The organism is Pedobacter sp. ASV28 (assembly GCF_016428855.1).
In the GTDB taxonomy this organism is placed as follows: domain Bacteria; phylum Bacteroidota; class Bacteroidia; order Sphingobacteriales; family Sphingobacteriaceae; genus Pedobacter.
The window spans coordinates 15,126-39,661 of the sequence record NZ_JAELTN010000047.1; the positions used below are offsets into that span (position 1 = coordinate 15,126).

Annotated in this window: 28 protein-coding genes; 13 read left to right on the forward strand and 15 right to left on the reverse strand. The window is 37.8% G+C overall.

The window, feature by feature from the left end:
- Positions 1-13 precede the first annotated feature (13 nt).
- Genes JHD79_RS16365 through JHD79_RS16375 form a run of 3 tightly spaced genes read left to right on the forward strand, consistent with a single transcriptional unit; the run spans position 14 to position 1,763 of the window.
- A complete protein-coding gene (locus JHD79_RS16365) occupies positions 14-418 on the forward strand; it encodes a PadR family transcriptional regulator (RefSeq protein WP_233164750.1) in 405 nt (134 codons plus the stop codon).
- Positions 418-1,080 carry a hypothetical protein gene (locus JHD79_RS16370; protein ID WP_199120377.1) on the forward strand — a complete coding sequence of 221 codons (663 nt, stop codon included), beginning with the start codon at positions 418-420 and terminating at the stop codon, positions 1,078-1,080. The genes JHD79_RS16365 and JHD79_RS16370 overlap by 1 nt, the downstream gene beginning before the upstream one ends.
- Before the next feature lie 5 nt (positions 1,081-1,085).
- Positions 1,086-1,763, forward strand: coding sequence for a hypothetical protein (locus tag JHD79_RS16375; RefSeq protein ID WP_199120378.1), 678 nt, complete (start codon positions 1,086-1,088; stop codon positions 1,761-1,763).
- Between the two features lie 68 nt (positions 1,764-1,831).
- Here JHD79_RS16375 and JHD79_RS16380 read toward each other — a convergent pair whose 3' ends face one another.
- The 8 genes from JHD79_RS16380 to mdh all read right to left on the reverse strand — a co-directional run bounded on the left by JHD79_RS16380 (position 1,832) and on the right by mdh (position 8,472).
- Positions 1,832-2,758: a bestrophin family protein gene (locus tag JHD79_RS16380; protein WP_199120379.1), complete on the reverse strand. Its 927-nt coding sequence runs from the start codon at positions 2,756-2,758 to the stop codon at positions 1,832-1,834.
- A gap of 27 nt (positions 2,759-2,785) precedes the next feature.
- On the reverse strand, positions 2,786-3,286 hold the full coding sequence (locus JHD79_RS16385; RefSeq protein ID WP_199120380.1) for a hypothetical protein: 501 nt from the start codon (positions 3,284-3,286) through the stop codon (positions 2,786-2,788).
- Between the two features lie 99 nt (positions 3,287-3,385).
- Complete coding sequence (locus JHD79_RS16390; RefSeq protein ID WP_199120381.1) at positions 3,386-4,747, reverse strand: HAMP domain-containing sensor histidine kinase; 1,362 nt, start codon at positions 4,745-4,747, stop codon at positions 3,386-3,388.
- A complete protein-coding gene (locus tag JHD79_RS16395) occupies positions 4,747-5,424 on the reverse strand; it encodes a response regulator transcription factor (RefSeq protein WP_199120382.1) in 678 nt (225 codons plus the stop codon). Before JHD79_RS16395 ends, JHD79_RS16390 begins: the two co-directional genes overlap by 1 nt.
- A gap of 188 nt (positions 5,425-5,612) precedes the next feature.
- Positions 5,613-6,140: an SRPBCC family protein gene (locus tag JHD79_RS16400; RefSeq protein ID WP_199120383.1), complete on the reverse strand. Its 528-nt coding sequence runs from the start codon at positions 6,138-6,140 to the stop codon at positions 5,613-5,615.
- Between the two features lie 59 nt (positions 6,141-6,199).
- Positions 6,200-6,871: a peptidoglycan recognition family protein gene (locus tag JHD79_RS16405; RefSeq protein WP_199120384.1), complete on the reverse strand. Its 672-nt coding sequence runs from the start codon at positions 6,869-6,871 to the stop codon at positions 6,200-6,202.
- A gap of 236 nt (positions 6,872-7,107) precedes the next feature.
- Positions 7,108-7,533, reverse strand: coding sequence for a retropepsin-like aspartic protease (locus tag JHD79_RS16410; RefSeq protein WP_199120385.1), 426 nt, complete (start codon positions 7,531-7,533; stop codon positions 7,108-7,110).
- Positions 7,534-8,472 (reverse strand): malate dehydrogenase, encoded by a 939-nt coding sequence (gene mdh / locus JHD79_RS16415; protein WP_199120386.1) that lies wholly within the window; start codon positions 8,470-8,472, stop codon positions 7,534-7,536.
- A 200-nt stretch (positions 8,473-8,672) separates the two neighbouring features.
- Here mdh and JHD79_RS16420 point away from each other — a divergent pair, with 200 nt between their 5' ends.
- Both JHD79_RS16420 and JHD79_RS16425 read left to right on the forward strand, forming a co-directional pair.
- Positions 8,673-8,948, forward strand: a complete 276-nt coding sequence (locus tag JHD79_RS16420) for a hypothetical protein (RefSeq protein WP_199120387.1) — start codon at positions 8,673-8,675, stop codon at positions 8,946-8,948.
- Positions 8,949-9,030: 82 nt separating this feature from the next.
- Positions 9,031-9,459, forward strand: coding sequence for an outer membrane beta-barrel protein (locus JHD79_RS16425; protein ID WP_233164751.1), 429 nt, complete (start codon positions 9,031-9,033; stop codon positions 9,457-9,459).
- 285 nt (positions 9,460-9,744) lie between these two features.
- Here the strand turns inward: JHD79_RS16425 and JHD79_RS16430 are convergent, their stop codons facing one another.
- Complete coding sequence (locus JHD79_RS16430) at positions 9,745-10,665, reverse strand: YihY/virulence factor BrkB family protein (protein ID WP_199120388.1); 921 nt, start codon at positions 10,663-10,665, stop codon at positions 9,745-9,747.
- Between the two features lie 218 nt (positions 10,666-10,883).
- Between JHD79_RS16430 and JHD79_RS16435 the strand changes: the two genes are divergently transcribed.
- The 3 genes from JHD79_RS16435 (at position 10,884) to JHD79_RS16445 (ending at position 15,075) form a co-directional block, all read left to right on the forward strand.
- On the forward strand, positions 10,884-13,877 hold the full coding sequence (locus tag JHD79_RS16435) for a glycoside hydrolase domain-containing protein (RefSeq protein ID WP_233164752.1): 2,994 nt from the start codon (positions 10,884-10,886) through the stop codon (positions 13,875-13,877).
- 215 nt (positions 13,878-14,092) lie between these two features.
- On the forward strand, positions 14,093-14,557 hold the full coding sequence (locus tag JHD79_RS16440) for a redoxin domain-containing protein (RefSeq protein ID WP_199120389.1): 465 nt from the start codon (positions 14,093-14,095) through the stop codon (positions 14,555-14,557).
- Between the two features lie 2 nt (positions 14,558-14,559).
- A complete protein-coding gene (locus tag JHD79_RS16445) occupies positions 14,560-15,075 on the forward strand; it encodes a thioredoxin domain-containing protein (RefSeq protein ID WP_199120390.1) in 516 nt (171 codons plus the stop codon).
- A 166-nt stretch (positions 15,076-15,241) separates the two neighbouring features.
- Here the strand turns inward: JHD79_RS16445 and hppD are convergent, their stop codons facing one another.
- Positions 15,242-16,372: a 4-hydroxyphenylpyruvate dioxygenase gene (gene hppD / locus JHD79_RS16450; protein ID WP_199120391.1), complete on the reverse strand. Its 1,131-nt coding sequence runs from the start codon at positions 16,370-16,372 to the stop codon at positions 15,242-15,244.
- A 137-nt stretch (positions 16,373-16,509) separates the two neighbouring features.
- Complete coding sequence (locus tag JHD79_RS16455) at positions 16,510-17,676, reverse strand: homogentisate 1,2-dioxygenase (RefSeq protein ID WP_199120392.1); 1,167 nt, start codon at positions 17,674-17,676, stop codon at positions 16,510-16,512.
- A 311-nt stretch (positions 17,677-17,987) separates the two neighbouring features.
- Here JHD79_RS16455 and rpiA point away from each other — a divergent pair, with 311 nt between their 5' ends.
- The 4 genes from rpiA (at position 17,988) to JHD79_RS16475 (ending at position 21,248) form a co-directional block, all read left to right on the forward strand.
- Positions 17,988-18,683 carry a ribose-5-phosphate isomerase RpiA gene (gene rpiA / locus JHD79_RS16460; protein WP_199120393.1) on the forward strand — a complete coding sequence of 232 codons (696 nt, stop codon included), beginning with the start codon at positions 17,988-17,990 and terminating at the stop codon, positions 18,681-18,683.
- Positions 18,684-18,883: 200 nt separating this feature from the next.
- Positions 18,884-19,879 (forward strand): fumarylacetoacetate hydrolase family protein, encoded by a 996-nt coding sequence (locus tag JHD79_RS16465; RefSeq protein ID WP_199120394.1) that lies wholly within the window; start codon positions 18,884-18,886, stop codon positions 19,877-19,879.
- 46 nt (positions 19,880-19,925) lie between these two features.
- Positions 19,926-20,327: a four helix bundle protein gene (locus tag JHD79_RS16470; RefSeq protein WP_199120395.1), complete on the forward strand. Its 402-nt coding sequence runs from the start codon at positions 19,926-19,928 to the stop codon at positions 20,325-20,327.
- 33 nt (positions 20,328-20,360) lie between these two features.
- Entirely contained in the window at positions 20,361-21,248 is an 888-nt protein-coding gene (locus tag JHD79_RS16475) for a flavin reductase family protein (RefSeq protein ID WP_199120396.1), read from the forward strand.
- 231 nt (positions 21,249-21,479) lie between these two features.
- On the opposite strand, the gene JHD79_RS16480 is transcribed toward JHD79_RS16475, so the two are convergent.
- The 3 genes from JHD79_RS16480 to JHD79_RS16490 form a co-directional block, all read right to left on the reverse strand.
- Entirely contained in the window at positions 21,480-22,016 is a 537-nt protein-coding gene (locus tag JHD79_RS16480; RefSeq protein ID WP_199120397.1) for a C40 family peptidase, read from the reverse strand.
- 124 nt (positions 22,017-22,140) lie between these two features.
- Positions 22,141-22,512, reverse strand: coding sequence for a DUF4870 domain-containing protein (locus tag JHD79_RS16485; RefSeq protein ID WP_199120398.1), 372 nt, complete (start codon positions 22,510-22,512; stop codon positions 22,141-22,143).
- Between the two features lie 68 nt (positions 22,513-22,580).
- Positions 22,581-23,282, reverse strand: a complete 702-nt coding sequence (locus JHD79_RS16490; RefSeq protein WP_199120399.1) for an SDR family oxidoreductase — start codon at positions 23,280-23,282, stop codon at positions 22,581-22,583.
- Between the two features lie 170 nt (positions 23,283-23,452).
- Between JHD79_RS16490 and JHD79_RS16495 the strand changes: the two genes are divergently transcribed.
- Entirely contained in the window at positions 23,453-24,007 is a 555-nt protein-coding gene (locus JHD79_RS16495; RefSeq protein ID WP_199120400.1) for an alkylphosphonate utilization protein, read from the forward strand.
- A 158-nt stretch (positions 24,008-24,165) separates the two neighbouring features.
- On the opposite strand, the gene JHD79_RS16500 is transcribed toward JHD79_RS16495, so the two are convergent.
- Complete coding sequence (locus tag JHD79_RS16500) at positions 24,166-24,417, reverse strand: hypothetical protein (RefSeq protein ID WP_199120401.1); 252 nt, start codon at positions 24,415-24,417, stop codon at positions 24,166-24,168.
- Positions 24,418-24,536 lie beyond the last annotated feature (119 nt).

A 24,536-nucleotide genomic window follows, 5' to 3' on the forward strand; every position in this document is an offset into this window, starting at 1 on the left:
AAGCTGAATATAAATGACTAAGCCCTGCTACACCAAGTTGCAGGGTTTTTTTATCTTAAAATTATATACATATTTGAATATGGCCATCAATAACGAGTTGTTCAAAGGAACATTACAAACCATCATTCTTCAGTTGTTAACCGAAAATAAGCGTATGTATGGTTATGAAATTACACAAAAGGTAAAAACCATTACCAATGGGAGCCTACTGTTGAAAGAAGGTGCTTTATATCCTGCATTACACAAATTAGAAGCAGAAGGATTATTGGAAACCACAACGGAAGTAGTAGATAACAGATTGCGAAAATATTACGCCCTGTCGCAAAGCGGGGAAAAGGAAGTGGTAAATAAACTACAGGAAGCGAAAGACTTTATTGCCCAATTACAGTTATTGTTAAATCTTAAACCTAGTTTTTAATGCAGCTCACCTTACAACAAAAGAAAGAAGTACAAGACTATATTTCTGAATCGTCAAAGTATAGGGAGACTTATAGCGAGATTTATGACCATCTGTTAAATGCCCTTGAGGAAATTGAAGAGCCTTATCAATTGAAAATAGTTGGCCGAATTGTTCTACAAGATTTTGGAAGTTTTAAGGAAATCAAAAAGATGGAAAAGGATTCTTTATCCAAAACCAAATATAGGTACATCAGGTATCTGGTTACAGATATGATTAGTGCTTTTAAATTCCAAAATTTGATATATACTTTATTGTTACTCGTTTTTTATGCTTCGCTATATGTATATCAGTTGGGCAATGGGGTAAATTTTGCAAACCTATACCTATGGAGTATGATTTTAGGCTATATATTAAGTGTAGCTTGGCTATTTAAGAAGGGTTATATTACCTTAAGTTTCCGACGTAAATCGTCTATGGAAGGGGTAATTTTAGGCTGGCTCATCCTTTTGCCTTTCAGCTTTTTTCCGCTTACTTTTACGGCCTTTATAGGGGAGGGCAGTATGGTTGGTCTTGCCTTAAATACCCGAAATGTAATTGTATTGTGCCTGTTTTTTTTCACAAGCATGTATCTAAAAGCATTTATAAAGTTGTATAGGGAAAAAGTAAGAAGGTTAGCTTAAATGGTATGAAGTTGTCAATAACTCAAATTGAAGAAGTAAGGTCCTATATTGTTAGGAAGGGATTTGTCCATTTAGATGTTCAAATGGAAATTTTAGATCATGTGGTCTCTTCAGTGGAAGAGAGAATAGCTGAAGATCCAGGTTTGTCATTGGATGAAGCTATTCGGCTTACCCATCAATCATTTGGAGTAATGGGCTTTAGTGTAATTGAAAGTGCGGTGATTAAATCACTGAATAAAAAGTATAACAGAGCATTCTGGAAAGCTTTCTCAAAAATGTTTAGTTTTCCTTATATTTTTTTGATGGGCGTTTGTTGTTTGCTTATCTTTAAGTTGCAACAACAGTTTTTGGGTACCAGCATATTTTATATAATTTATATTGTGGGCATAGTATTGTTCGGCTTATGGTTGTATATCTTTTATTTCTCCAGTAAGAAACTTGGTCAATATATGTCGTATCGTATTTCGGGGAGCTATATGTCTGTTATTGGCAGTTTTTTATTGCTTAACAATTTATTGTTAAGCACTGAAGAAGAATGGCTTGGTTTGAATGAACATATTTTACTTTCATCTATAGTTATTCAGCTGTTCATTGTATATCTGGTGGCGGGTATAAAAACTGCAAAATCAGGTATTGAAGATACCAAAGTGCTAATGCTAAAATATAGTCTTATTAACGATTAATTTAAAAAGGAAAACCCTGTCGGTACCATGACAGGGTTTTTATTAATCAAAAACAAGCACTAATAAGATTAAAGGATATAATATGAACCTACGGGAGCCATATCGGCATGCGCCCTATCCTCAAATAATTTATGGTCATCCAGCATTTGGCAGAGGTCTTTTTCTATGTTCCTGCAAATGGTGGTGGTCGGTGTATCGGTGGGTTTGTTTTCAAATGGATCTTGCAGGTGGACGGCCATTTTTTCTACCAGTAAAAAGAAGGTAGATATGGCAATTACCACTGGCACTTCCATAAAGCCAAAATATTCGATCAGTCCAAATGGCAACAGAATAATGAATAAATAAATGGACATATGGATATACTTACTATAGGTAACCGGAAATATGGTGTTTTTAATCCGTTCCGAACCTCCCATATGATTGCATAGTGTAGTCAGGGTCTTATCTATTTCTATCTGTTGATACTTATTGATCCAACCTTCATTCAAAGCCTTTTTGAGGTCCATGGCATGGAGTTCCAATAGGGCAACAGTAACATTTCTTTGCTTCTGTATAAAGTTAAGCTCATTTTTATCCAGATATCTCTCTAATCCTTTTGAGGAGTTAAAACCTCTTAACGATTGGCTCAGGGCATAACACCATGCAATCTGTCTCTTAACAAATCTATTTTTAAAGGTTTCAATTTCATCTAGCTCATAGGGATTATCTACAAAGGAAATGATCTGTCTAGCTAGTGACCTCGAATCGTTGACAATCGCTCCCCAAATTATTCTGGCTTCCCACCATCTGTCGTAAGCCTGATTAGATCTAAAGGCTAGTAATAGGGAAATGATGGTGCCTAATAATGCAGGAACGGCAATAGGGATGGATATCCTGGTGACATGAAAGTTCTGATACAATATGACAATGCCAATGGAATAGGTAATGACAAAAATTAATTCGGGTTTGATTTTTCCAAATATGTAAGTGAGTGGTATATTATTTCTTAACAACATGATATTAGGATTAAATTTTAGAATAAATTAAGCACTTAGTATATTGACAGGAGCCTCTTCGTGCATTTTGGTTTCAAATAGAAGTTCGGAATCGGCGATCAGCTCTATATCCAATTCCAGTACATTTCGTCCGCAACGATCGGTAAGGTATTTGGGATCTATACTCAGTTTGTTGACTGCCTGAAAATGGTAATGTTGCGGATAAATGATGGTGTCAATTTCAAAGTGATCAAGAAAGTTCTTAAAGGCGGCAACTGTACTGCCATAAAAATATTCAATGCCTATACCTTTGATTTTTTGTTGATATTTTTTGCTATAAAAATTTATTTTTTCATAAAATTCATCGCTGATATTTTCGTAGTCTTTGCTTCTCCTGCTTAACATCAGCATGTCTGATATGGAGTCCGATAATTTAAAGGCATGTGAAAATACAATAGTGATGTCCTTTATTTCATGGTTGATGGCAAGGGCATCTATAATTTTAGTGCTTTCTACATTAAAGTCAGTTGGAATTAATACTTTTTTCATAACCTCTCTTGTTTAAATGTTTAAATATTTAATTTAATACAAGTTTAGGTCAGCGATATTATAACCGCATAAGAACAAGATTAGAATGAGATTAGAATTTTAATTAACAGGGAGCATGACCTTAATTTCAGTGCCAATGCCTTCTTTCGTTTTAATACCTATACTACCTCTATGTAGCCTGATAATATTAAGTGATAACGGTAAGCCCACCCCATAGCCATTAAAATTGCTGGTATTAGAGGCCCTGAAAAAAGGTTCAAAAATATGTTGAATATCATCTTGTGGAATTCCTATCCCTTGATCGATTACTGCAATAGATAGTAATTCTCCATTACTTTCAAGCTTTACGTTTACGGGTTTAAAGTCGGAATATTTACAGGCATTGCTTACGATGTTGGTTACCGCTAATTTTAGTAAGTTCTTATTGGCCCTTAGCGTTACTGCAGCTTCATCTTCGGGAAGTCTACTTAGGTCCAGTTCAACTTTGCTCTCGGGATGTACCTGGTAAACGGCATCTTTAATTTCCCAAAGCAGCTCATCTATCCTCACTTCCTCACGAGGTTGTACTTTCCCATTAAAGCCCGATTGCGCAAGCCCTAGAAGGCTTGTAAGAATATGCTCTAATCTATCTGATTCACTTTTAATTTTGCGCAGTGCTTGTAGATGTTCTTTCGAGTCCATTCTCGAGTCCATGGCTAGTTCAACTTCACCACTGATAATGGTTAGTGGTGTTCTGAGTTCATGGGACGCATTGCTGATAAAGTTGTTTTGGGTTTCGAAAGCTGTTTCCAGTCTATTGAGCATGTTGTTGAAAGTCTGCGCCAGTTCAGACATCTCGTCGCCACCATAGCTTTTTACATCAAGACGAAGATGGAGATTCTCTGCCTTGATCTTTTTCATGCTCTTGATGATATTACGCAGAGGACCGAGGGTATAGTTTGAAAATTTCCATCCTACAATGAAAGAAAGAAAAATGGAAAGAAAGAAACCGGCGATTAATATTTTCTGTAGGTCTTTGAGTTCACGAAATCCGAAAGGATCATTGGCTGCTATGACCACGATATACCCTTGGTTGTTGCTTTCAAAATATTTGCCTGCATAAAAATGGTTTTCTTTTCGATAACGAGCCATTTTACCTTCTTTTATCTTGTTGTAAAAGCCGATAGGTAAATCATCATCGGTACTAATTCCAGGATGCATATTCGTGTCTGCCTTAATTACGTACTCTTTTTCAGAGGGCAGCCTTTCTAAATATTGACTGCGCATTTTAGAGTAAGCGTCGTTGTTTACGTCTTCAAATAGCTTAATTTGTGCAGCAATATTTACCCTAGCCTCCAATCGTTTGTAAAAATCTTCGAAGGCAAATTCATTCGAAAAGTACCATACAAAGCTACTCAGCAAAGAAATGATGATAGCTGAAAGAATGGCAAATAATAAGGTGATTTTTTTGGCGATCTGCATTAGGACTCTTTTAGTACATAACCCAATCCTACTGCAGTGTGGATCAATTTGGGACTGGCATTCTTATCTATTTTCTTGCGCAGGTAATTAACATACACATCAACTACGTTAGTGCCAAGATTAAAGTCTATGTCCCATACGTTCTCCAATATATCTATCCTGGAAAGGATTTTCGATTTGTTTTTGGCCATGAATTCCAAAAGGCGATATTCGGTAGCGGTAAGGGTAATCTCTGTATTATTTCTTTTTACAGACTTTGCCGTAAGGTTAATATGTAGGTCGGCGATATTGATGGTGTGGTCTGGAACTATGCTGCCCTTGTATCTTCTTAGCAACATCCTGATCCGTGCAAAGAGCTCGGCAAATTTGAATGGTTTGATCAGGTAGTCATCTGCACCATTATCCAGCCCATTAACTATATTCTCTGTTGTCCCCAGTGCCGTTAGCATAATGATGGGTATGTTTGGTTTTTCTTTCTTAATGATCTTACATAGTTCAAGGCCATTGATTCCAGGGAGCATAATATCTAGGATAATCAAATCAAAATTATTTGATTTTGCCATTTGTTCTCCTGTTAACCCATCGGGCGCAACACTTACCTCAAAGCCTTCTGCAGTTAGACCTCTCAATACCACCGACACCACATTTGGCTCGTCTTCAACAAGTAATAAATTCATTATTGGCAAATAGTTTAAAAAAAAGGAAATAAAAAAATATAAAATAGGTTTGTGTTGAATTTTTATTGTTTTTTAACGTTAATTAGACAAAATTGTTTGGGATTTGAACATGTAAAGGTGTTTCTAAAATAAAAACCCTTTTAATTGGCGAAAATTAAAAGGGTTTTTATGGCAATAAGTAGGCGAAATTATTTTTCGGACTTTTCTTTTAGTGAAAGTAGCCCCTCTTCAAAATCTTTTCCAATCATTCTGTCCATCATAAGGCTCATCCATTTGCTGAACACATTTTCGTTTTTACCACTCATGGTCCAGGTAACTTTGTTTTGCTCCCCATCTTTTGTGATATAGAAATGTGTTTCGGCTATGCTCTCAAAAGGCTTAATGAATTTTAATTCAATGCTGACTAATTCGTACGGTTTTACAGCGGTAATTCTCATCTGTCCACTGCCCACTTCTTTTCCTTCCCATTGATAGAGGTGATCGGGTGCCGCAACAGGCCCACTTACTGTTACTTTAGCACTTGGTTCCTTTTTTAACCAGGGGTTCCATTTGCCAAATTCGTTGAAGTCTGCAATATTTCGATAAATAACACTATCGGGAGCGGCAATACTGATGGTTCTGCCAACAGAGTACGTTTTGGGAAGGAATAGACCTCCTATAAACAGAATGGCAATTATTACTAAAATAATTACAAGAAAAATTTTAAGAAATTTCATAATGTTTTGATTTGATGTTATTTAAAGGTAGTAAAATATCATCAAACCAAATAAATTCATTAAGGGGTAGGGGCGCCTTTTAATCCCAGATCTTTAAGATTATATCTGATCAGTTTCATAAAATCGGCTCCGGGGTCATTTTTTCCTGTTTGATATTTTGGATTGGTTTCTTTCCACAGGCTTGTGGTCTTAAACTTGGTATATTCATAATGACCAATGAGGTATTGGATATGGTATTTTTTATGGAGGTACCTCACCAATTGCTCATTTGCTAAGAGTTGGGCTTCTGTTAAGGGAAAATTGGAACTGCCTACATTTTCTATTCCGATAGCACAATAGTTGAGACCAATAACATGTCGGGCAAAATAGTTGTCGGGCATTAAACGGTAAATGGTACCATCCCTATCTATCAGATACTGTGAAGAGGTATTTAAACTACTTACCTGAGCAATATCTTTCCTGTCGCCATTAGGAAGCTTAGGTTGATTAAAGGCATTAAACGTAGAAGAGAAAGTTTTAGCTGCGGTCCAATGTAAAACAACCATTACAGGTGTGATCGTAGGCGTATTCTTGACGAGCCCGTGTCTTTCTTTAAGATAGGCTAAAGATAGTCTAACCCTTGTCGAATCGTAAATAATGGGTTTGTCTATGATTTTTATTTCTTGGGCAGTTAATAAGGAAATGCCAACAAAAAATAAACCAGTAAAGATTTTTAAAAATGACCAGTTCATATGTAATTTATAAAACCTTAATGTTCTTTAAGTATTTTCTTCAATCCTTAACGTTGTTTTTTAAAACACAATATCGAAAAGCAATTTTAAAAACTAAACCACAGAGAAACATAGGATGTTTTGTTTAAGAGTTGAAACCTAGATAGAAAGATAAATCTTCAAACATAGCTTAAGTAGTCTATGTAAATGCTTTATATCTTCCAGCTAATAGAAAAGCTATATGTCTATGTGGTGAATCATGTTTTATAAAACCTCAGTAGTTTTTTCTTATAGTCTATTTTGCAGTTAAACTGCATTAAAATATCACCACCAATAATGCCAGCAATAGCGGGTTGCCCCATTTGGATATAGGTATCTGAAACACTTTGTAGGTCAATGGCCACCGTTTCATAGTTTTTTAGGTTTAACCCACCAATTTTCAGGAGAGGAATAGTGCCCATTAAAGTACTTGCACTACTAAATATGGTAGCAGCTTGTTGTTCTTCGTGTTCCTCTAAATGTGTAAGGTGCTGTTCCAATAATGATTTGTCAAATACAGAGCGTGATGCTCCAGTATCTAATACGGCAAATAATGTTTCTCCAAAAACAACAATTTCCACCAAAATGTGGAAACCATTGTCTTGTAAATTAATTAAGATAAGCGGAACGGTAATGGTTCTCATTTATATTAGCTTCATTTCTGCCAGTACGTTATTCATGTTGCGAACGGCATCGGCACTTTTATTAAATGCCGCTTGTTCGTTTTCGTTTAAACGATAATCGATAATTTTTTCCCATCCATTTTTTCCAACAATAACAGGTACACCCAAGCAAATATCTTGCTGGCCATATTCACCATCTAGTGCAACACAGCAAGTGAATAGTTTTTTCTCGTCGCGTACAATAGCTTCTACCAAGGCTGCACCTGCCGCACCTGGAGCATACCATGCAGAGGTTCCCAAAAGGCCAGTTAAGGTTGCCCCACCTACCATGGTGTCGGCAGCTACCTTTGCTAAGGTAGCTTCATCCAATAGATCGGTGACCGGTAGGCTTTGATAAGTGGCATATCTGGTCAATGGAATCATAGTGGTATCGCCATGACCACCTATAACAAAACCTTGCAGATCATTAGCGTTGCAGTTAAGGGCTACACTTAAATAATATTTAAAGCGGGAGCTATCTAGTGTTCCCCCCATACCAATAATTCTGTGCTTTGGTAAGCCAAGAGATTTTAATGCCAAATAGGTCATGGTATCCATCGGATTGCTAATAACGATGATAATAGCATCTGGAGAGTATTTCAAGATGTTTTCGGCTACGCCCTTAACAATTCCGGCATTGATGCCAATCAGTTCTTCGCGGGTCATTCCAGGTTTGCGGGGCAGCCCTGAGGTAATTACCGCAACTGCCGAACCTGCAGTTTGGCTATAGTCATTGGTTACGCCTTTTATCTTCGTGTCGAAGCCTAGCAATGTTGCTGTTTGCATCATATCTATTGCTTTACCTTCGGCAAAGCCCTCTTTAATATCCAGCAATATTAATTCTTCAGCTAATTCTTTTCTGGCAATGTTATCTGCACAAGTTGCGCCAACGGCACCAGCACCTACTACAGTTATTTTCATTTGAGGTTGTTTAAGGTTACTACTTATAGAATTTTTACGCGACTAAGGTATCGAATTGTATCAGCTTAAAAAAGTGGTTTTTGTAATTGGACACTTTTTTGATGTAAGGTAACTTAAATGATAGACATGGTTTTTTTTCAAAAAAATAAAACCATCTGATATTCTAATTGTTATCGCTATTCCCACTTAATTTTTTGAATATGAATATAAAGGAATTATTGTTGAACGGGAAAGCGTTTTTGGCTCTTTTAAATGATTTTGCGATAGAAGCAAAAAATGTGATTATTCAAGATGAAGAGATGCTTTTTGTTGGAGCAAATAACTCAAAAAACACTACGTTAAAAGAAACAGTTTGTATTGAAGGTAAAAATGAAGAAGGGATTTTTAATTTCTTCGGCACCTTGCATTTTAACCTACTGGATAAATTGGCCGTTTTTGAAATGCAGGGATTTGAAAAGGTAGCGCCAAAAGCTTAAGCCACTTTTTAATTCGCCGGAAAATGTATTATCAACGAAAGCATAATTTATATCGCTGTTCACTATTTTAAATTATTTTTTTATGAAAAAAATTACCTTGGCTGCCTTTTTGATTTGCTGTACATTTTTTGCGTTTGGTCAATTACTCCCCTCATTTCAATTTGGAGTAAAAGGGGGGCTAAACTTGGCCAAGTTCAACACTGAAAATACTTTTGGTAGTGATAATAAGGCAGGCTATTATGTAGGGATTTGGACCCGCATTGGCGCAGCAGGAATACATTTGCAGCCAGAGCTATATTTATCTGGAAAAAATACGGTACTAAAAAGTAGTGGCGGGGAGGAAAACAAGGTAAACTTTACCAGCTTAGATGTACCTATTTTAGTGGGTACTAAGCTTGGAGCCGCGGGGATAGGCTTAAGGCTAAATACAGGACCTGTTATCTCATTTATTTTAAGTGAGGACCAAAGTTTCAATCAAGCGGCATCCAATGTATTTAAGGGTAACTTTTAAAGGACAGGGTTTTGCATGGCAATTTGGAACCGGCTTGGACATAGGTAAGTTAAATGTTGATTTGCGATATGAATTGGGATTATCCAAGCTTAATTCGGCAGGTTATCCAGATACAAAACTAAACATCTTCACGCTTGGCCTAGGTATAAAATTATTTTAGGAGAGCATTTCTCAAATTTAGGCGCAGTCTAGTCAATGTGTTAGAAGATTTATATGCCTATTTACAAAGTTTTTAAGAATAAGAACATGCTGCTGGGTTTATGGCTTTATTTATAGGTCATTTCGTTAGATAATCTCTTTTAGCTCATAGGTGAAAGCGCCTTTAATAGGCTTAATGTCTTTATGTCTGTTTTCACTACGTACCTTAATAAAACATGCGCCAAAGTAAAATATTAAGGAAGAATAAAAAACAAAAAGCATTACCAATACAATTGAGCCCGAGGCTCCATATATATTCTCTATATTACTCAATGGCAACATAATTCTAAGGACATATTTCCCCAAGGTAAACAATATGCCCGTAAGCAGCCCACCTTGTATAGATATTTTCCAGCTGGGCCTTGCATTGGTTAAAAACCTAAAAAGTACGGTAAACCAAGTAGTGACGATAAGTGTAAATAAGGTTTGGTTTAAAGCCCATAATATCCATTTCCCGAAATTTGGCGAGGTATTGCTTAAGTAGGTGCTTACAAAGGCCTGTAAACTATCGGTGACCAAACCTACAAAGAATAAGATCCCTGCCAATAAGATGATAATCATTGATCTTCCTCTTATTTTAAGCGTGAATAAAAAGCTTGCTTTTTCATCCATGCCAATATTCCAAATCTGCTCTACCGAGTTTTTGATGACGTTGAAAAGGGTAGTGGCCACAAAAATAAAAAAGACAAAACTTAATATCGTTGCCCACAAGTTATGGTCTACTCCCCTTATATTTCTTAGGGTTTCCCTTATCTGGTTTGTACTACTTGGAATAAGGATCTGGGAAATCCTTTCAAAAATTCTGGTGACTAATATTTTTCTATCGATAAAAAATCCAAAAAGCCTGATCAAGATCAAAAGAATAGGGGGAATGGCAAAATTGGCAAAAAACGCTGTGGCGCCTGCCAACCTCAGTGGATCATTCTTCCTGAATAAAAAAAATGTCTTTTGTAGATGAAAACAAAAACTTATGAAATCCGATTTTTTAATGATAGCTATCTTTCCCATGCTCAACTTTCAAAAATAACAAAATAAGCCTATAGATGTTCGGCATCGTGTCTTAAAACTGTTACGCAAACAGTTTCGTTAAAAAAATTTTTGTTTTCTGGTACAAAAACTAACTTTACTAAGCATTAATTAAACCTATGAAACCGTTATAAGCCGCTACCTAGAAGGTAAATTCAGGCTTATGATAGCTTCATCACCTTAAAAAACAATTTATTCTGATGAAAACACTACCTTTTTTGGTGTTGTTATTTATTTGTGGTTCCCTTATTACAAAAGCACAAGAAGTAACCTACACCTCATCTAAAAGCGGTTGGGATGCCAATCAATTTGGAAATCAACGAGTCTTAGTTCATTTTAATGGCATTGCGAAAGTAGCCAAAGTGTATATCGAATGGCGAAGAAGCGACCCTAATCCAGAAGAAAAAGCAATTATTGTACAGGATGCCAAAACGGGGAAAAAGATTGAGAACATCTTGCCACTTTCTTTAAACAAAGAGCGGGGCATCATCTGTTTCGAGCCTACAAGCGGACCTGGAACTTACTTTATTTATTATCAGCCCTATAAAAATGAGGGGCGATCAAATTATCCTAAAGGAGTTTATCCGAAACAGGACAAACTACCAGATTGGGTGGCCAGAAAAGATGCAGAGCGATTACCTGTAAATACAAAAGTACTCCAAATCGAATCGGTTGATGCCTTTAATAGTGTTTACCCAATGGAGGTAATTGCCACCAGTGCCGAAGTGGGTAAATTAAAGGCACAGCATGCAGAACCGGCTTATCTGGTATTTCCAGAAAGCAGAAGGTATCCGATAGTAATGAAGAACGATATTCCGCAGCGATGGATAGTGAAAGGGCCTCAAAGAACATTTACAGATAAGGCTTTAAGAGGGGAGAATTTTTCTTTTCAATTGGGAGTTTATGCATTAAAAGAGCTGCAAAATGTAAAATTGAAGTTTAGCGACCTCAAGGATAAAATGGGAAACAAAATAGCTGCAAAGTTGATCTCTTGTCTAAATACAGAGGGCACTACTTATGATGGCCAACCTTTTGGCAAGACGGTTAACGTGCCCAAAGATCAGGTTCAGGCCTTATGGTGCTTATTAACTGTGCCTACTACCACCAAACCGGGAACTTATAGTGGCAGTATTGAAGTATCCGTAGCCAATGCGCCTTCACAGCTTATCCGTATCAGCCTGCAGGTTGATGCTCGGTTGAACAAAGAGAATGGCATAGATGAACCTTGGAAACAAACACGTTTGACCTGGCTCAACTCTACTTTGGCACAAAATAATACGGTAATAGCGCCATATACTGCGCTTGAAGTGCAAGGAACAACCATTAGCTTGTTAGGTAGAAAGGTTGAACTTGATAAGAATGGTTTTCCTAAACAAATACAGACTTTCTTTAGTCCAGAAATGACGGATTATATCAATACGCCCAATAATCTATTGGCAGAGAATATTCATTTCCACTTCGTACGTAAAGCTGACGGCAAAAATATCAAACTAAATGATGGTGGCATAGAGTTTACACAAAAACAGGCTGGAACGGTAAAATGGAAAACCACAAGTGCAAATGACAGCCTGCAGATGGATATTACAGGTCGCTTGGAGTTTGATGGTTTTATGTTTTACACGGTAAAAGTTACGGCATTAAAAGACGTTGATTTAAAAGATGTAACCATGCATATCCCTTTTAACAAAACAGCTGCTACCTACTTAATGGGTCTTGGTCAAAAAGGAGGGGAGCGCCCTGAGAAATTTGAATGGAAATGGGATGTGGCCAATAAAAATCAAGATGGCGCTTGGTTGGGCAATGTAAATGCAGGATTGCAATATTCGCTACGTGATGAAAAATATATACGACCCTTAAATACTAATTTCTATTTGCAAAAACCATTGTTGTTGCCTACATCTTGGGGCAATGGAAATAAAGGTGGGGTGACCATTGGTATTAAAGGCAGTTCAATGCTGGTTAATAATTATACCGGAGAAAGAGAAATGAAGAAAGGAGAGGTGCAGTATTACAATTTTACTCTTTTGATAACCCCATTTCATACCATTGATACCGATTTTCAATGGGAAAACCGTTTTTATCATAAGTACAATACCATAGATAGTATTAAGGCCACCGGTGCAACGGTGGTGAACATCCACCATGCTACCCCGATTAATCCTTGGATTAATTATCCTTTTATAGAGCATGCTAAAATGAAGAGCTATATAGATGAAGCCCATCGTAAAGGTTTAAAGGTGAAAATCTATAATACCGTCCGTGAGCTATCTAACCGGGCCTACGAAACCTTTCCAATGCGTAGTCTGGGACATGAAATTTACTCACCAGGTAAAGGAGGAGGTTTCTCTTGGTTACAAGAACATGTAAAAGACGATTATATTGCAGCTTGGTTTGTGCCAGAAATTAAAGATGCAGCCATTGTAAATAGTGGCATGAGCCGTTGGCATAACTATTATGTGGAAGGCATGAACTGGCTGACTAAAAATGTAGGTATTGACGGTATTTATCTAGATGATGTGGCATTTGACCGCATTACCATGAAGCGCATTAAGCGGGTGCTTACCCAAGGAGGACATCCAGGGATTATTGATTTGCACTCTGCCAACCAGTATAATAAAAGTGATGGCTTTAATAACAGCGCCAATTTGTACATGGAACATTTTCCATACCTGAACAGATTGTGGTTTGGTGAATACTTCGATTATGAAAAAAACAAACCAGATTTCTTTCTTACCGAAGTAAGCGGAATTCCTTTTGGACTTATGGGAGAGATGCTACAGGATGGTGGTAATCAATGGCGGGGAATGGTTTATGGCATGACCAACCGCTTGCCATGGTCGGGAAACAACGATCCGAGACCAATTTGGAAGGTTTGGGACAATTTTGGAATGAAGGGTACCAAGATGATAGGTTACTGGTCTGAAAACTGTCCAATTAAAACCAGTAATCCAGAAATATTGGCTACAGTTTATAAAAAACCAGGTGCTGCTTTGGTAGCTATAGCAAGCTGGGCAAGTCAAGATGAAAAAATCACTTTAAATATTGATTGGAAAAAATTAGGTATAGATCCTGCGAAAGCAGTGCTCAGTATTCCAGAGGTAACAAATTTTCAGCAGGGTTCTACGCCAGACTTGAAAAGTGAAATTGCCATTGACAAAGGAAAGGGCTTACTATTGGTGATTAGAGAAAAGTAAAAGATTTTATTGCCGGGCCAAACTTTTTGATGAGCGTATGGTTATACCTAGAAAGGCTTATTATGAATAATTTTTTCAAAACCATTATAGCAGGTTATAGTGCTAAGAAATTAGGAGGAGGCTGTTTGTCTACCATCATCATATTTGTAGTCATTTATTATGCTTTGGGTCATTGTTAACCATTAATTTTAAGGGGATTAAGTTATCTTAATGATATGTTAAAAAAAAAAGAAACTGCACCAGATTTTACCCTGTTTTCTGCGCCAGATAAAAGAATAAGGTTGCAGGAATTGAAAGGAAGAAATATTATTTTGGCTTTTTATCCTGCAGATTGGAGTCCTGTATGTAGCGACCAGATGGCACTGTATAATGAAATGCTTGGCTATTTTAATAAATATGATGCCGATATTTTCGGCATTTCTGTAGACAGCAAATGGTGCCATCAGGCATTTGTACAGTCTAGAAATCTTAAATTTCCATTATTGGCCGATTTTGAGCCTAAAGGAGAGATTTGCAAAAAGTATGGGGTTTACGATGACCAGGAAGGTGAAAGCCAACGGGCATTATTTGTGATCGATAAAGAAGGCACAATTGCTTGGAGCTATTTATCGCCCATAGGAACCAATCCAGGTGCAGATGGCATTTTGGATGCTTTGGAAACTTTAACCCAAAAATTATAACCATGTCTTTAAGACCCGCCGTAAGTAGTATAGATCATGTACAGGGCAACGCCAATGCCGCTGTAGAGTTGGTAGAGTTTGGCGATTACCAATGTGGGTTTTGTGGGGCAGCTTTTCCCATTGTAAAAGAGATACAGGAAACTTTTGGGGATCAAGTAAAGTTTGTGTTTCGTAATTTCCCATTAGTGCAGGCACATCCCTATGCCAGAATTGCAGCGTTGGCTGCCGAAGCTGCCGCCTTACAGGGTAAATTTTGGGAAATGCATGATGCAATTTATATGAAGCAAGATGAACTTGGTGAAGAACTTTTCATTAAACAGGTAGAAAAACTTGGCCTTGACGTTGATCAGTTCAAAAAGGATATGGAATCCGAAAAAGTACAGACAAAAGTAGAAGATGATTTTGAAAGCGGTATGCGTAGTGGTGTAAATGGCACGCCAAGTTTTTTTGTAAATGGCGAAAAATTTGATGGTGGGGCTACAGACCTGTATGCCATGCTTAAAGAAAGTTCCAGCTAAAAATAAGTGGCATCATAGTTTCCGTAAAAGACGGAATCCCTTTTATATTAGACATCATACTATCGCTTTAATATTCCCAACATGCCTGCCTAAAGTAGACAGGCGTGTTGGGAATGATGTGGAAGCAAATTTTTCAAACACGTTTGCTTTATTTTTCAACTGTCTTCTAAAGGTTGCCCCTTAATTCTTGCTCACGTTCTAAAGATTCGAAAAGTGCCTTGAAGTTACCCGCCCCAAATGATTGTGCTCCTTTTCTTTGGATAATCTCAAAGAATAAAGTTGGACGGTCTTCTACAGGTTTGGTAAAGATCTGCAATAGATAACCTTCTTCATCGCAGTCAACCAAAATACCCAGGCTTTTTAATAGAGCTACTTCCTCGTCTATTTTACCCACACGATTAGGCATCATTTCATAATAAGCTTCGGGAGGGGGACTTAAGAACTCTACGCCGCGTGCCTTGAGTTCGGTTACCGTTTTTACAATGTCTTTGGTTGCTACCGCAATATGCTGTACACCTTCTCCTTCGTAAAATTCTAAATATTCTTCAATCTGCGATTTCTTCTTGCCTTCTGCCGGTTCATTGATCGGGAATTTAGAAAAACCATTGCCATTGCTCATTACCTTGCTCATTAATGCTGAATATTCGGTATTGATCTGTTTGTCGTCGAAAGAAAGAATGTTTACAAACCCCATTACTTCTTCATACCATTTTACAGTTTCATTCATGCGGTTCCAGCCTACGTTGCCCACGCAGTGGTCGATGTATAATAAGCCGGCATCCGAAGGGTTATAATCGCTTTTCCATTCTCGGTAGCCCGGCATAAAAATGCCCTTATAGTTTTTGCGCTCTATAAACATATGAATGGTTTCCCCATAGGTATAAATGCCAGACATTTTCACTTCACCATGCTCATCGGTTAAGGTTTGAGGCGCTAAATAAGATTTTCCTCCACGCTTGGTGGTTTCTTCAAATGCACTGTAGGCATCATCAACCCAAAGGGCCAAAATTTTTACGCCATCGCCGTGCTTCTTTACATGCTCGGCAATAGGATTGTCTGATTTTAGAGCGGTGGTTAAGATCAGCCTAATTTTTCCTTGCTGCAATACGTAGGAAGCACGGTCGCGTACACCAGTTTCTGGTCCGGCATAGGCCAGCGACTGAAATCCGAAGGCCGTTTTATAATAATGGGCAGCCTGTTTGGCATTGCCTACATAGAACTCTATATAATCTGTTCCATTAATGGGAAGGAAATCCTGTGCTTTTGCTATTTTCTCTGCAAATGTTTGTGTGCTCATTGTCTTGTTGTTTTACTGGTCCGAAAGTCGGAAAAGTCCGAAGTCGGATGTTATTTTTATTAGTTATCAAAATCGATGTCTGAAATTTGGAAAAGACATATTCTGCCTTCTATATCTTCTAACTAAAGACTTCCAACTTACTCTACGTTTATCTGCCAGCTTTTGTGATAGCTTTCGTCTTCAATGGCTACGGCATCTTCCGTTAGCATCAAAGGCCTAAAAGGATCAATCATTACGGCCAGTTCTTCTGTTTTTTCTTTTCCAATTGATTTTTCTACGGTTCCTGGATGTGGACCATGTGGAATGCCTCCAGGATGTAAGGTAATTTGACCTTTTACCACACTTTTTCTGCTCATAAAATCGCCATCTACATAATATAATACCTCATCACTATCTACATTGCTATGGTTGTAAGGTGCAGGAATAGAAAGTGGGTGATAATCATATTTACGCGGTACGAAAGAGCAGATTACAAAGTTATGGCCTTCAAAAGTCTGGTGTACCGGTGGAGGTTGATGCAAACGCCCAGTGATAGGTTCAAAATCATGAATGGAAAAGGCCCAAGGATAATGGAAGCCGTCCCATCCTATAAAATCGAATGGATGTGTGCCATATACATAGGGATAAATAATCCCCTGCTTCTTGATCAGTACCTTGAAATCGCCAAATTGGTCAATGGTCTCCAGGTTTTGTGGGCGTTTGATATCCCTTTCACAATAGGGAGAATGTTCTTCTAATTGGCCAAATTGATTGCGGTAACGTTTAGGTGTTCTGATCGGGCTAAAGCTTTCGATGATAAATAGGCGATTGTTTTCGTTATCGAATTCAAGCTGATAAATGGTCCCCCTCGGAATAACTAAATAATCACCGTATTGGAATTTAATCTGTCCGAAACCTGTTTTCAGTATGCCCGAGCCCTCATGGATAAAAATCACCTCATCTGCCTGGCTATTCTTATAGAAATAATCGGTCATGGATTGGCGTGGTGCGGCCAAAGAAATATGGAGATCGCTATTCACCAATACCGGTTTCCTGCTTTTCAGGTAATCATCTTCTGGTTTAATGTTAAAACCGATCAGGCTGGTATGGCGTAAATGTTTTTCGCGGGCAATTTTGGGTTCTACCGAATAAGGCTCGCCCAAAGATTTTACAATAGTTGGCGGATGGCAATGGTAAACCAGGGAGTAGAGGCTTGAAAAGCCCTCTGTCGAAACCAGTTCTTCAGCGTATAATTCGCCATTAGGTTTACGAAAAACCGTATGTCTTTTAGCTGGAATGGTTCCTAAAGTATGGTAAATTGGCATAACGTTAGGTGTATTTGATTAGAAGGTAATTATATAACGACAAAAACGTGAAAACAGTTTTTACGGACGCTCAGAATGGAACGGCTTATAAAGAATATTGCGCGAAAATGATTTTAGAAAGCATGGCATACCTAAAACTGGCAAGTACTTCGCTTGCATGGCAATTTTGATATGTACAACTGCTGATCATTTTGATACTAAGGTAGGTAATTTACTTAGCATATAAAAATGTCGCTGTTAAGCTTTCATTAAAAATACCAAAGTATTAACCTTATGGACAACAATCTGAAAATTTCTTTGTTAATTTATTGATGGAAAATTCAACTGAAAATCTCCGAGAATCAGAAAAGCTACTGGTGGCCAAAGAAGCCGTTAAATTGGTTGAAAATGATGATGTAGTCGGCCTGGGCTCGGGCTCTACAGCTCATTTTGCCTTGATCGAATTAGCTGATCGAATTAAGCAAGGCCTTATTGTTAAAGGTGTGCCAAGTTCACTAAAAACAGAAGAACAAGCAAAGGCACTTGGCATTCCATTGTTGCCATTGGGCGAGGTGAACAAGATCGACATCAGTATTGATGGTGCCGATGAATTTACCGAAAGCCTGCAATTGGTAAAAGGTGGAGGAGGAGCCTTGTTCAGGGAAAAAATAGTGGCATCACTGAGTAAGAATAGGATTGTGATTGTGGATTCTTCAAAAAAAGTAGATCGATTAGGCGCTTTTAAAGTACCTGTAGAGCTGGCGCCATTCGCCTGCCAATATGTAATTGGCCAATTGGAAGCCTTAGGTGGACAAGTGGCGCTACGACATCAAGAACGTACCCTCTTTATAACGGACAATAACAATTACATTGCCGATGTTGATTTTGGCCTGATTGATGATCCAGTGGCATTATCAACAAAACTGAACCAGATTGATGGAATTTTGGTACATGGGCTATTTATTGGATTGGCTACTAAAATAATCATGTCTAAAGATGGAGGCTTGGTTGTTTTTGACAAAAGTTGAAACTATTCATAATCAGTACATCTTTTAAAATCTTAACGGAAGGCGTTGTACAGGTTAATGTAAAACACTAGATTTATCACGTCATTTGGCCAAATATAATATGAACCCGGCATGGTTGAAATTATCATTAATCTATACTTGTTAAGGATAATTTTCAACATAAAAGGTTGCATCTAACCATTAATAAAAATTATAAACCGATGAAATTAGTATCCTATAAAACCGAAGATAGAGAACATTTGGGTGTTTTTGTAAACGGCCATATCTATAATTTGAACTCTTGTGATAAGCTGATCCCCGATGAAATGAATGCCTTTTTACAAGGTGGCGAAGAGTTGATGGATAGGGCCAAGAAAATTAGCAAATCCATTGCCGATGGCATCCTATCTCCAAAGGAAGAGATTTTTTATGAGATTTTGGCACCTGTGCCACACCCTACCTCATGTAGAGATGGCTATGCCTTTAGGCAGCATGTGGCTGCGGCAAGACGCAATCGTAAGATAGAGATGATTGCCGAGTTCGATCAATATCCGATTTTCTATTTTACCAACCACAATGCCATTCAGGGGCCAGGAGAAATTGAATGTATGCCAGACCATTTCCAAAAATTGGATTTCGAATTAGAGGTAGCTATAGTGGTTGGAAAGAAGGGAAGAAACATTAAAGCAGCCGAAGCCGACCAATATATTGCGGGTTACATGATCATGAACGATATGAGCGCACGTACCTTGCAAATGGAGGAAATGTTATTGAATTTAGGCCCTGCAAAAGGTAAAGATTTTTCTACGGTAATTGGCCCATGGTTGGTTACACCAGATGAATTGGAACCTTATAAAGTTGCACCTAAACCTAATCATGTAGGAAATAATTACAATTTAAAAATGGTCTGTAGGGTAAATGGAATTGAAGTGTCAGCAGGTAATATGGCCGATATGGATTGGACTTTTGCCGAGATCATAGAGCGCTGCGCTTATGGTGTTGATATCTTACCAGGTGATGTAATTGGCTCCGGTACGGTAGGTACAGGATGTTTTTTGGAGTTAAATGGTACAGGTTTGCTAAATGATCCTAATTACAAGGTACAGTGGTTGCAACCAGGAGACAATGTGGAAATGGAGATCACGGGCTTGGGCGCATTAACCAATATCATTAGAAAAGTAGATACAGATTTTTCGATACTGGCCCTTAAAAAATAAGGTTGTAGTTTGTAATGTTGAAAGGTTTGAAAGTTAACATTTAATCATGGCTAAAATTGGAAAGTTTGAAGATTTAGAAGTTTGGCAAATTGCTAAATCTATTGCTGTCGAGGTTTATCATATTTCTGATTTAGAACCTATAAAGTCAGATTTTGGATTGAAAGACCAGATGAGAAGGGCAGCCATGTCTTTATCTGATAATGTGGCTGAGGGCTTTGAATATAATAACAATCCAGATTTCATTAGATTTTTAGTGTACGCCAAAGGTTCTTCTGGAGAGCTAAGAAATAAACTCATTATTCTAAGAGAAAGCGGGAAGTTGGACCAAGTAAACTTTGATAGCTTGTATTCTAAGAGCATTGACTTTTCAGCAAAGATTAAGCGTTTTATTAACTACTTAAAAAGTTTCGAAAAAGGGAAGAGGTTAAATTCAAACGCTATCAAATAATTTTTCAACTTTCCAACATTTCAATTTCTTACCATGTTAACATTAAACTGTTCCGATCTTTCGCCAATGCAATTGCAAAATTATTTGCAGTATGCTATTGCACCACGACCAATATGTTTAGCATCTACTATCGATGCCAAGGGTAATGTAAACCTTAGTCCTTTCAGTTTTTTTAATCTGTTTAGTACCAATCCACCAATTTGTATATTTTCTCCGGCTAGACGGGTGCGGGATAATACGACCAAACATACCTTAGAAAATGTGCAAGAGGTGAGGGAATGTGTGGTAAATATTGTAAACTATGCAATGGTGCAACAAACCAGTCTGTCGAGTACTGAGTATGACAAAGGTGTTAACGAGTTCGAAAAAGCAGGTTTTACCATGGAAGCTTCGCATTTGGTTAAACCTCCCAGGGTTGCCGAAGCTCCCGTCCAGTTGGAGTGCATAGTGAACCAGATTATCCCTTTGGGAGATCAACATGGCGCAGGCAATTTAATATTGGCAGAAATAAAGCTCATCCACATCAAGGAAGAGATTTTGGATGCAGATGGAAAAATAGACCAGGCCAAAATAGATCTGGTGGCGCGTTTAGGTGGCAATTGGTATAGTCGTGTAATTCCAGAAAGCTTATTTACCGTACCTAAGCCTTTAACCACACTAGGAATAGGCGTAAGTGCCCTGCCATTATCCGTGCGCCATTCTAAAGTACTTACAGGGAACGATTTGGGACTGTTGGGTAATGTAGAGCAACTGCCAAGTGAAGAAGAAATTGCAGGTATGCAATGGAATGCTAATGTGAAGGATATACTGGATGCTACGATTGGCGATGAAACTAATCGTGAAAGGGAGTTGCATCAATTTGCCAAACAGCTGATTGAATATGGGAAAGTAACGGATGCCTTAAAGATTTTGTTGTTGTAGTCAAAATCTTGATGCAGTCCGGGTGTTTTGTGGTAAATAAATAGTGATGTATTTGCATTGCTATTTAATCATATGGAGAATAGATCTAAAGTTCTGGAGCCACCTGATTTTGAGTATTGGTTTAGCGTCAATATTTTTCATTATCGCACTTAAATAGAGAGATTATGATGGTATTTATAATACGATAATAGGTCTTGGAACTTTAACGGATGATATAAATATAAAGTTTGATTATTCTACTACGGTTACGGCCTTAAGCAATCTGTTTTTATAATAGCCTTCTAGATCGGTAATGGTAACGCCCTTAGCTTTGCCTGAAGACGAATGGATAAATTTGATATTTCCTTCTTCATCAATAGAATAGATAATGCCCACATGACCTGGCCTTCTCACCTTGGCGTTGCTTCCAGTAAAAACCAATACGTCACCTACTTTGGCATCGGCCAGTTTAACGGTTTTACCTTTATTGGCAAAATCGGTAGAAGAGCGGGCTCCGCTAAAACCAAATTGTTTGTATACGTAGCTTACAAAACCAGAACAATCAAAACCTCTTTCCGGATTACTGGAGGCATAACGGTATCTCGTGCCAATTAACGATTTGGCAAAATCCATGATCTTATTTGAAGTGGAATTGGCTACTTCTGGAATTCTGCTGAGCACCTTTTCCATCATTTTTTGATACTGCATGGTTAACGAAACGTTATCCTGCGCCTTGCCTGTAAGGGCAAAACCAGTAATCAATATGATGATAAAAAGGATTTTCTTCATAGTTTGTTCCCAAACTTAATTAAAAAAGAAATTTTTTGTATAAAATGTTGAAAACTTATGGCTTATTGTAGATAAAAGCCCCGCCTTTTTTAGAAGGCAGGGCTTGCAATGTTCTATCAAAGTTTTAAATACTCGGGAACATGGTTTGTGCTTTTTCTCCGATGAAAGGGATCGGTTTTTTTTGCCCTTGTATGGCACCTATTAGGCCAATAAGCCAAAGGATGAACAGTGCTACCCATAGTATATTAAATAGGTAAACTAAAAAGAAGGCACCACTTGTTAGTATAATTGGCATTAGTATAATAGATAATAAAATATATAGGACAGTGGAAATAATAGCAAACAATAATGTTTGCCTTAGCTGATAGCGGGCTAACGCTGTTTCTTTATCCTTATATAATGCAAAATAGGCAATTAACCAACCAATAAAGCCGAAATAACTTACAATTGCTGCGGCTTTTCCATCTTCTATGCTGGGGAAGTTTTTTGTTTCCATATAGTTTTTAGTTTTAAGTTCCTATGATGGAACAAAACTAATGCCAAGTATGGTTATATTTTTGATAGCTAGGGTGTTGTGACTGCTACAGGTAGTATTTTGCCATTAAAGAATTTATGTCCTGTTTTGGCAAAGTCGGCTACATATTTACCCATTTCGAAGGCCAAGACGGGACTTTCGTAGCCCGGAAAGGCAGCTTCTAACATTTCCGTTTGTGCAGAACCCAGTGCCAAGCAATTAATTTTGATGCCAGTTTCCACTAATTCCTGTGCCAAACATTCTGTTAACGTGTGCAACGCAGCTTTACTGGCAGAGTAGGCAGCTAAACCTGCAAACTTTATGCTGCCCTGAAAGCCACCCATGCTACCAATATTTAAGATATGTCCTCCGCTCGGTATAAATGGAAGCATGTATTTGATCATTTTGAAATGGCTCATCACATTATGTTCCAACATCTCTGCCAAGTCGTTCTCGGTAGTTTGCAAAAAAGGTTTGTTAATTAAGGTTCCTGCATTATTAATCAAGATATCAACGGTTCCTAAACGTTCCTTAATAAATGGCACCAGTGCATTATAATCATCATTTGCCAAATCAAAGGCTACAGGTAGCAAGGTACATTCAGGAGTGATACTCTTTGCTATCTCATGCAGTTTACGCAGTTTATCTGCCGAACGGGCAATACATACCACTTTATTTTTGGTGTCTAAGCTAAGTTCTAGGGCGGCTTCGAAACCAATACCACTACTGGCGCCTGTAATGATGATATTCATTTAATATTGTTGTTTTCTAATGTAAATCCACTATAGCATATAAGGGGAATACAAAGATAAGGATTTAGACAGTTTAGCAGATGGGCTGTGGATTAAAATATGCCCATTTCAAACACACTTTTAACACAATCCGCTTAAATGATTACCTTTGCCCACTATAAAACAGGGAAATGCTAAATAAACTAAATGAACGTAGCGGAGGGTTATGTGAGCTGTGCAGCAAGAATGAGGCTATTATTGCTTATACCGTAAGTCCGAAAAAAGAGGAGGCCATTGAAAACCAGGTAGCTTTATGTGACAGTTGTATACAGCAGATCGATGACAAGGATAAGGGTTATTATTGGCGTCACCTGGAAGGAAGTATCTGGAATCCAGAGCCGAGTATACAGGCCCTTAGCTATAGGATATTACAAAATTACAAGGAAGAAGATTGGGCTAGTGGTGTGTTGAACATGGTTGATCTAGACGAGGATACGGTACAGTGGGCTTTAAGTGCATTGGAAGTAGCAAATGTTCATCAAGATGCTTTTGGTAACGTTCTAGAGAACGGCGATACAGTGGTTTTGACGCAAGCTTTAGATGTGAAGGGGACTAATTTTAGTGCGCCTAAAGGAACGGTGGTTAAGCGAATTAGGCTAGTGCATGATAACCCCGAGCAGATTGAAGGGAAGATCAACGAGCAAATGATCGTAATTTTGACTAAATACGTGAAGAAAAATAATTGATAACCTGTCATTTCGAACGTAGTGAGAAATCTAAAGTTAAATAGTAAATTCATCACCCAGTTCGAAATGACAGATTGTATAGGAAACTTACGAAGTTTCTAAAACTTCGTAAGTTTATTTAAAACCCCGCTTCGGTCGAGATGACAGATTATACTTTTCTAATCCTCTACCGTAATTAGCTGTGTAACCGGATTGGCAATTACATGAAAACCATCATTAATGAGTTTTGTGAACTCTTTTTCGTTGGTAGCTTTCATTTCGAGATAAATTCTTACTTCCTTTTCTAATGCCGGATTATTATTGTTGTGGTGCAATATTTCCAAAATCTGTAATGCACATAACCAATCATAACGGAAATCGGTCTTTAGTTCATTAAAAATCAAGGCTAATTCTTCTACTTGTTTTCCCACCTTCTGGCGTAAACTTAATGGCATTGTTCACCAAGTTTCGAATTACAATTTGGAACATATTCAAATCGGCCTCTATCAGCAGTTCATCTTCAGCATCTATCTGGATATCAATTTTCTTT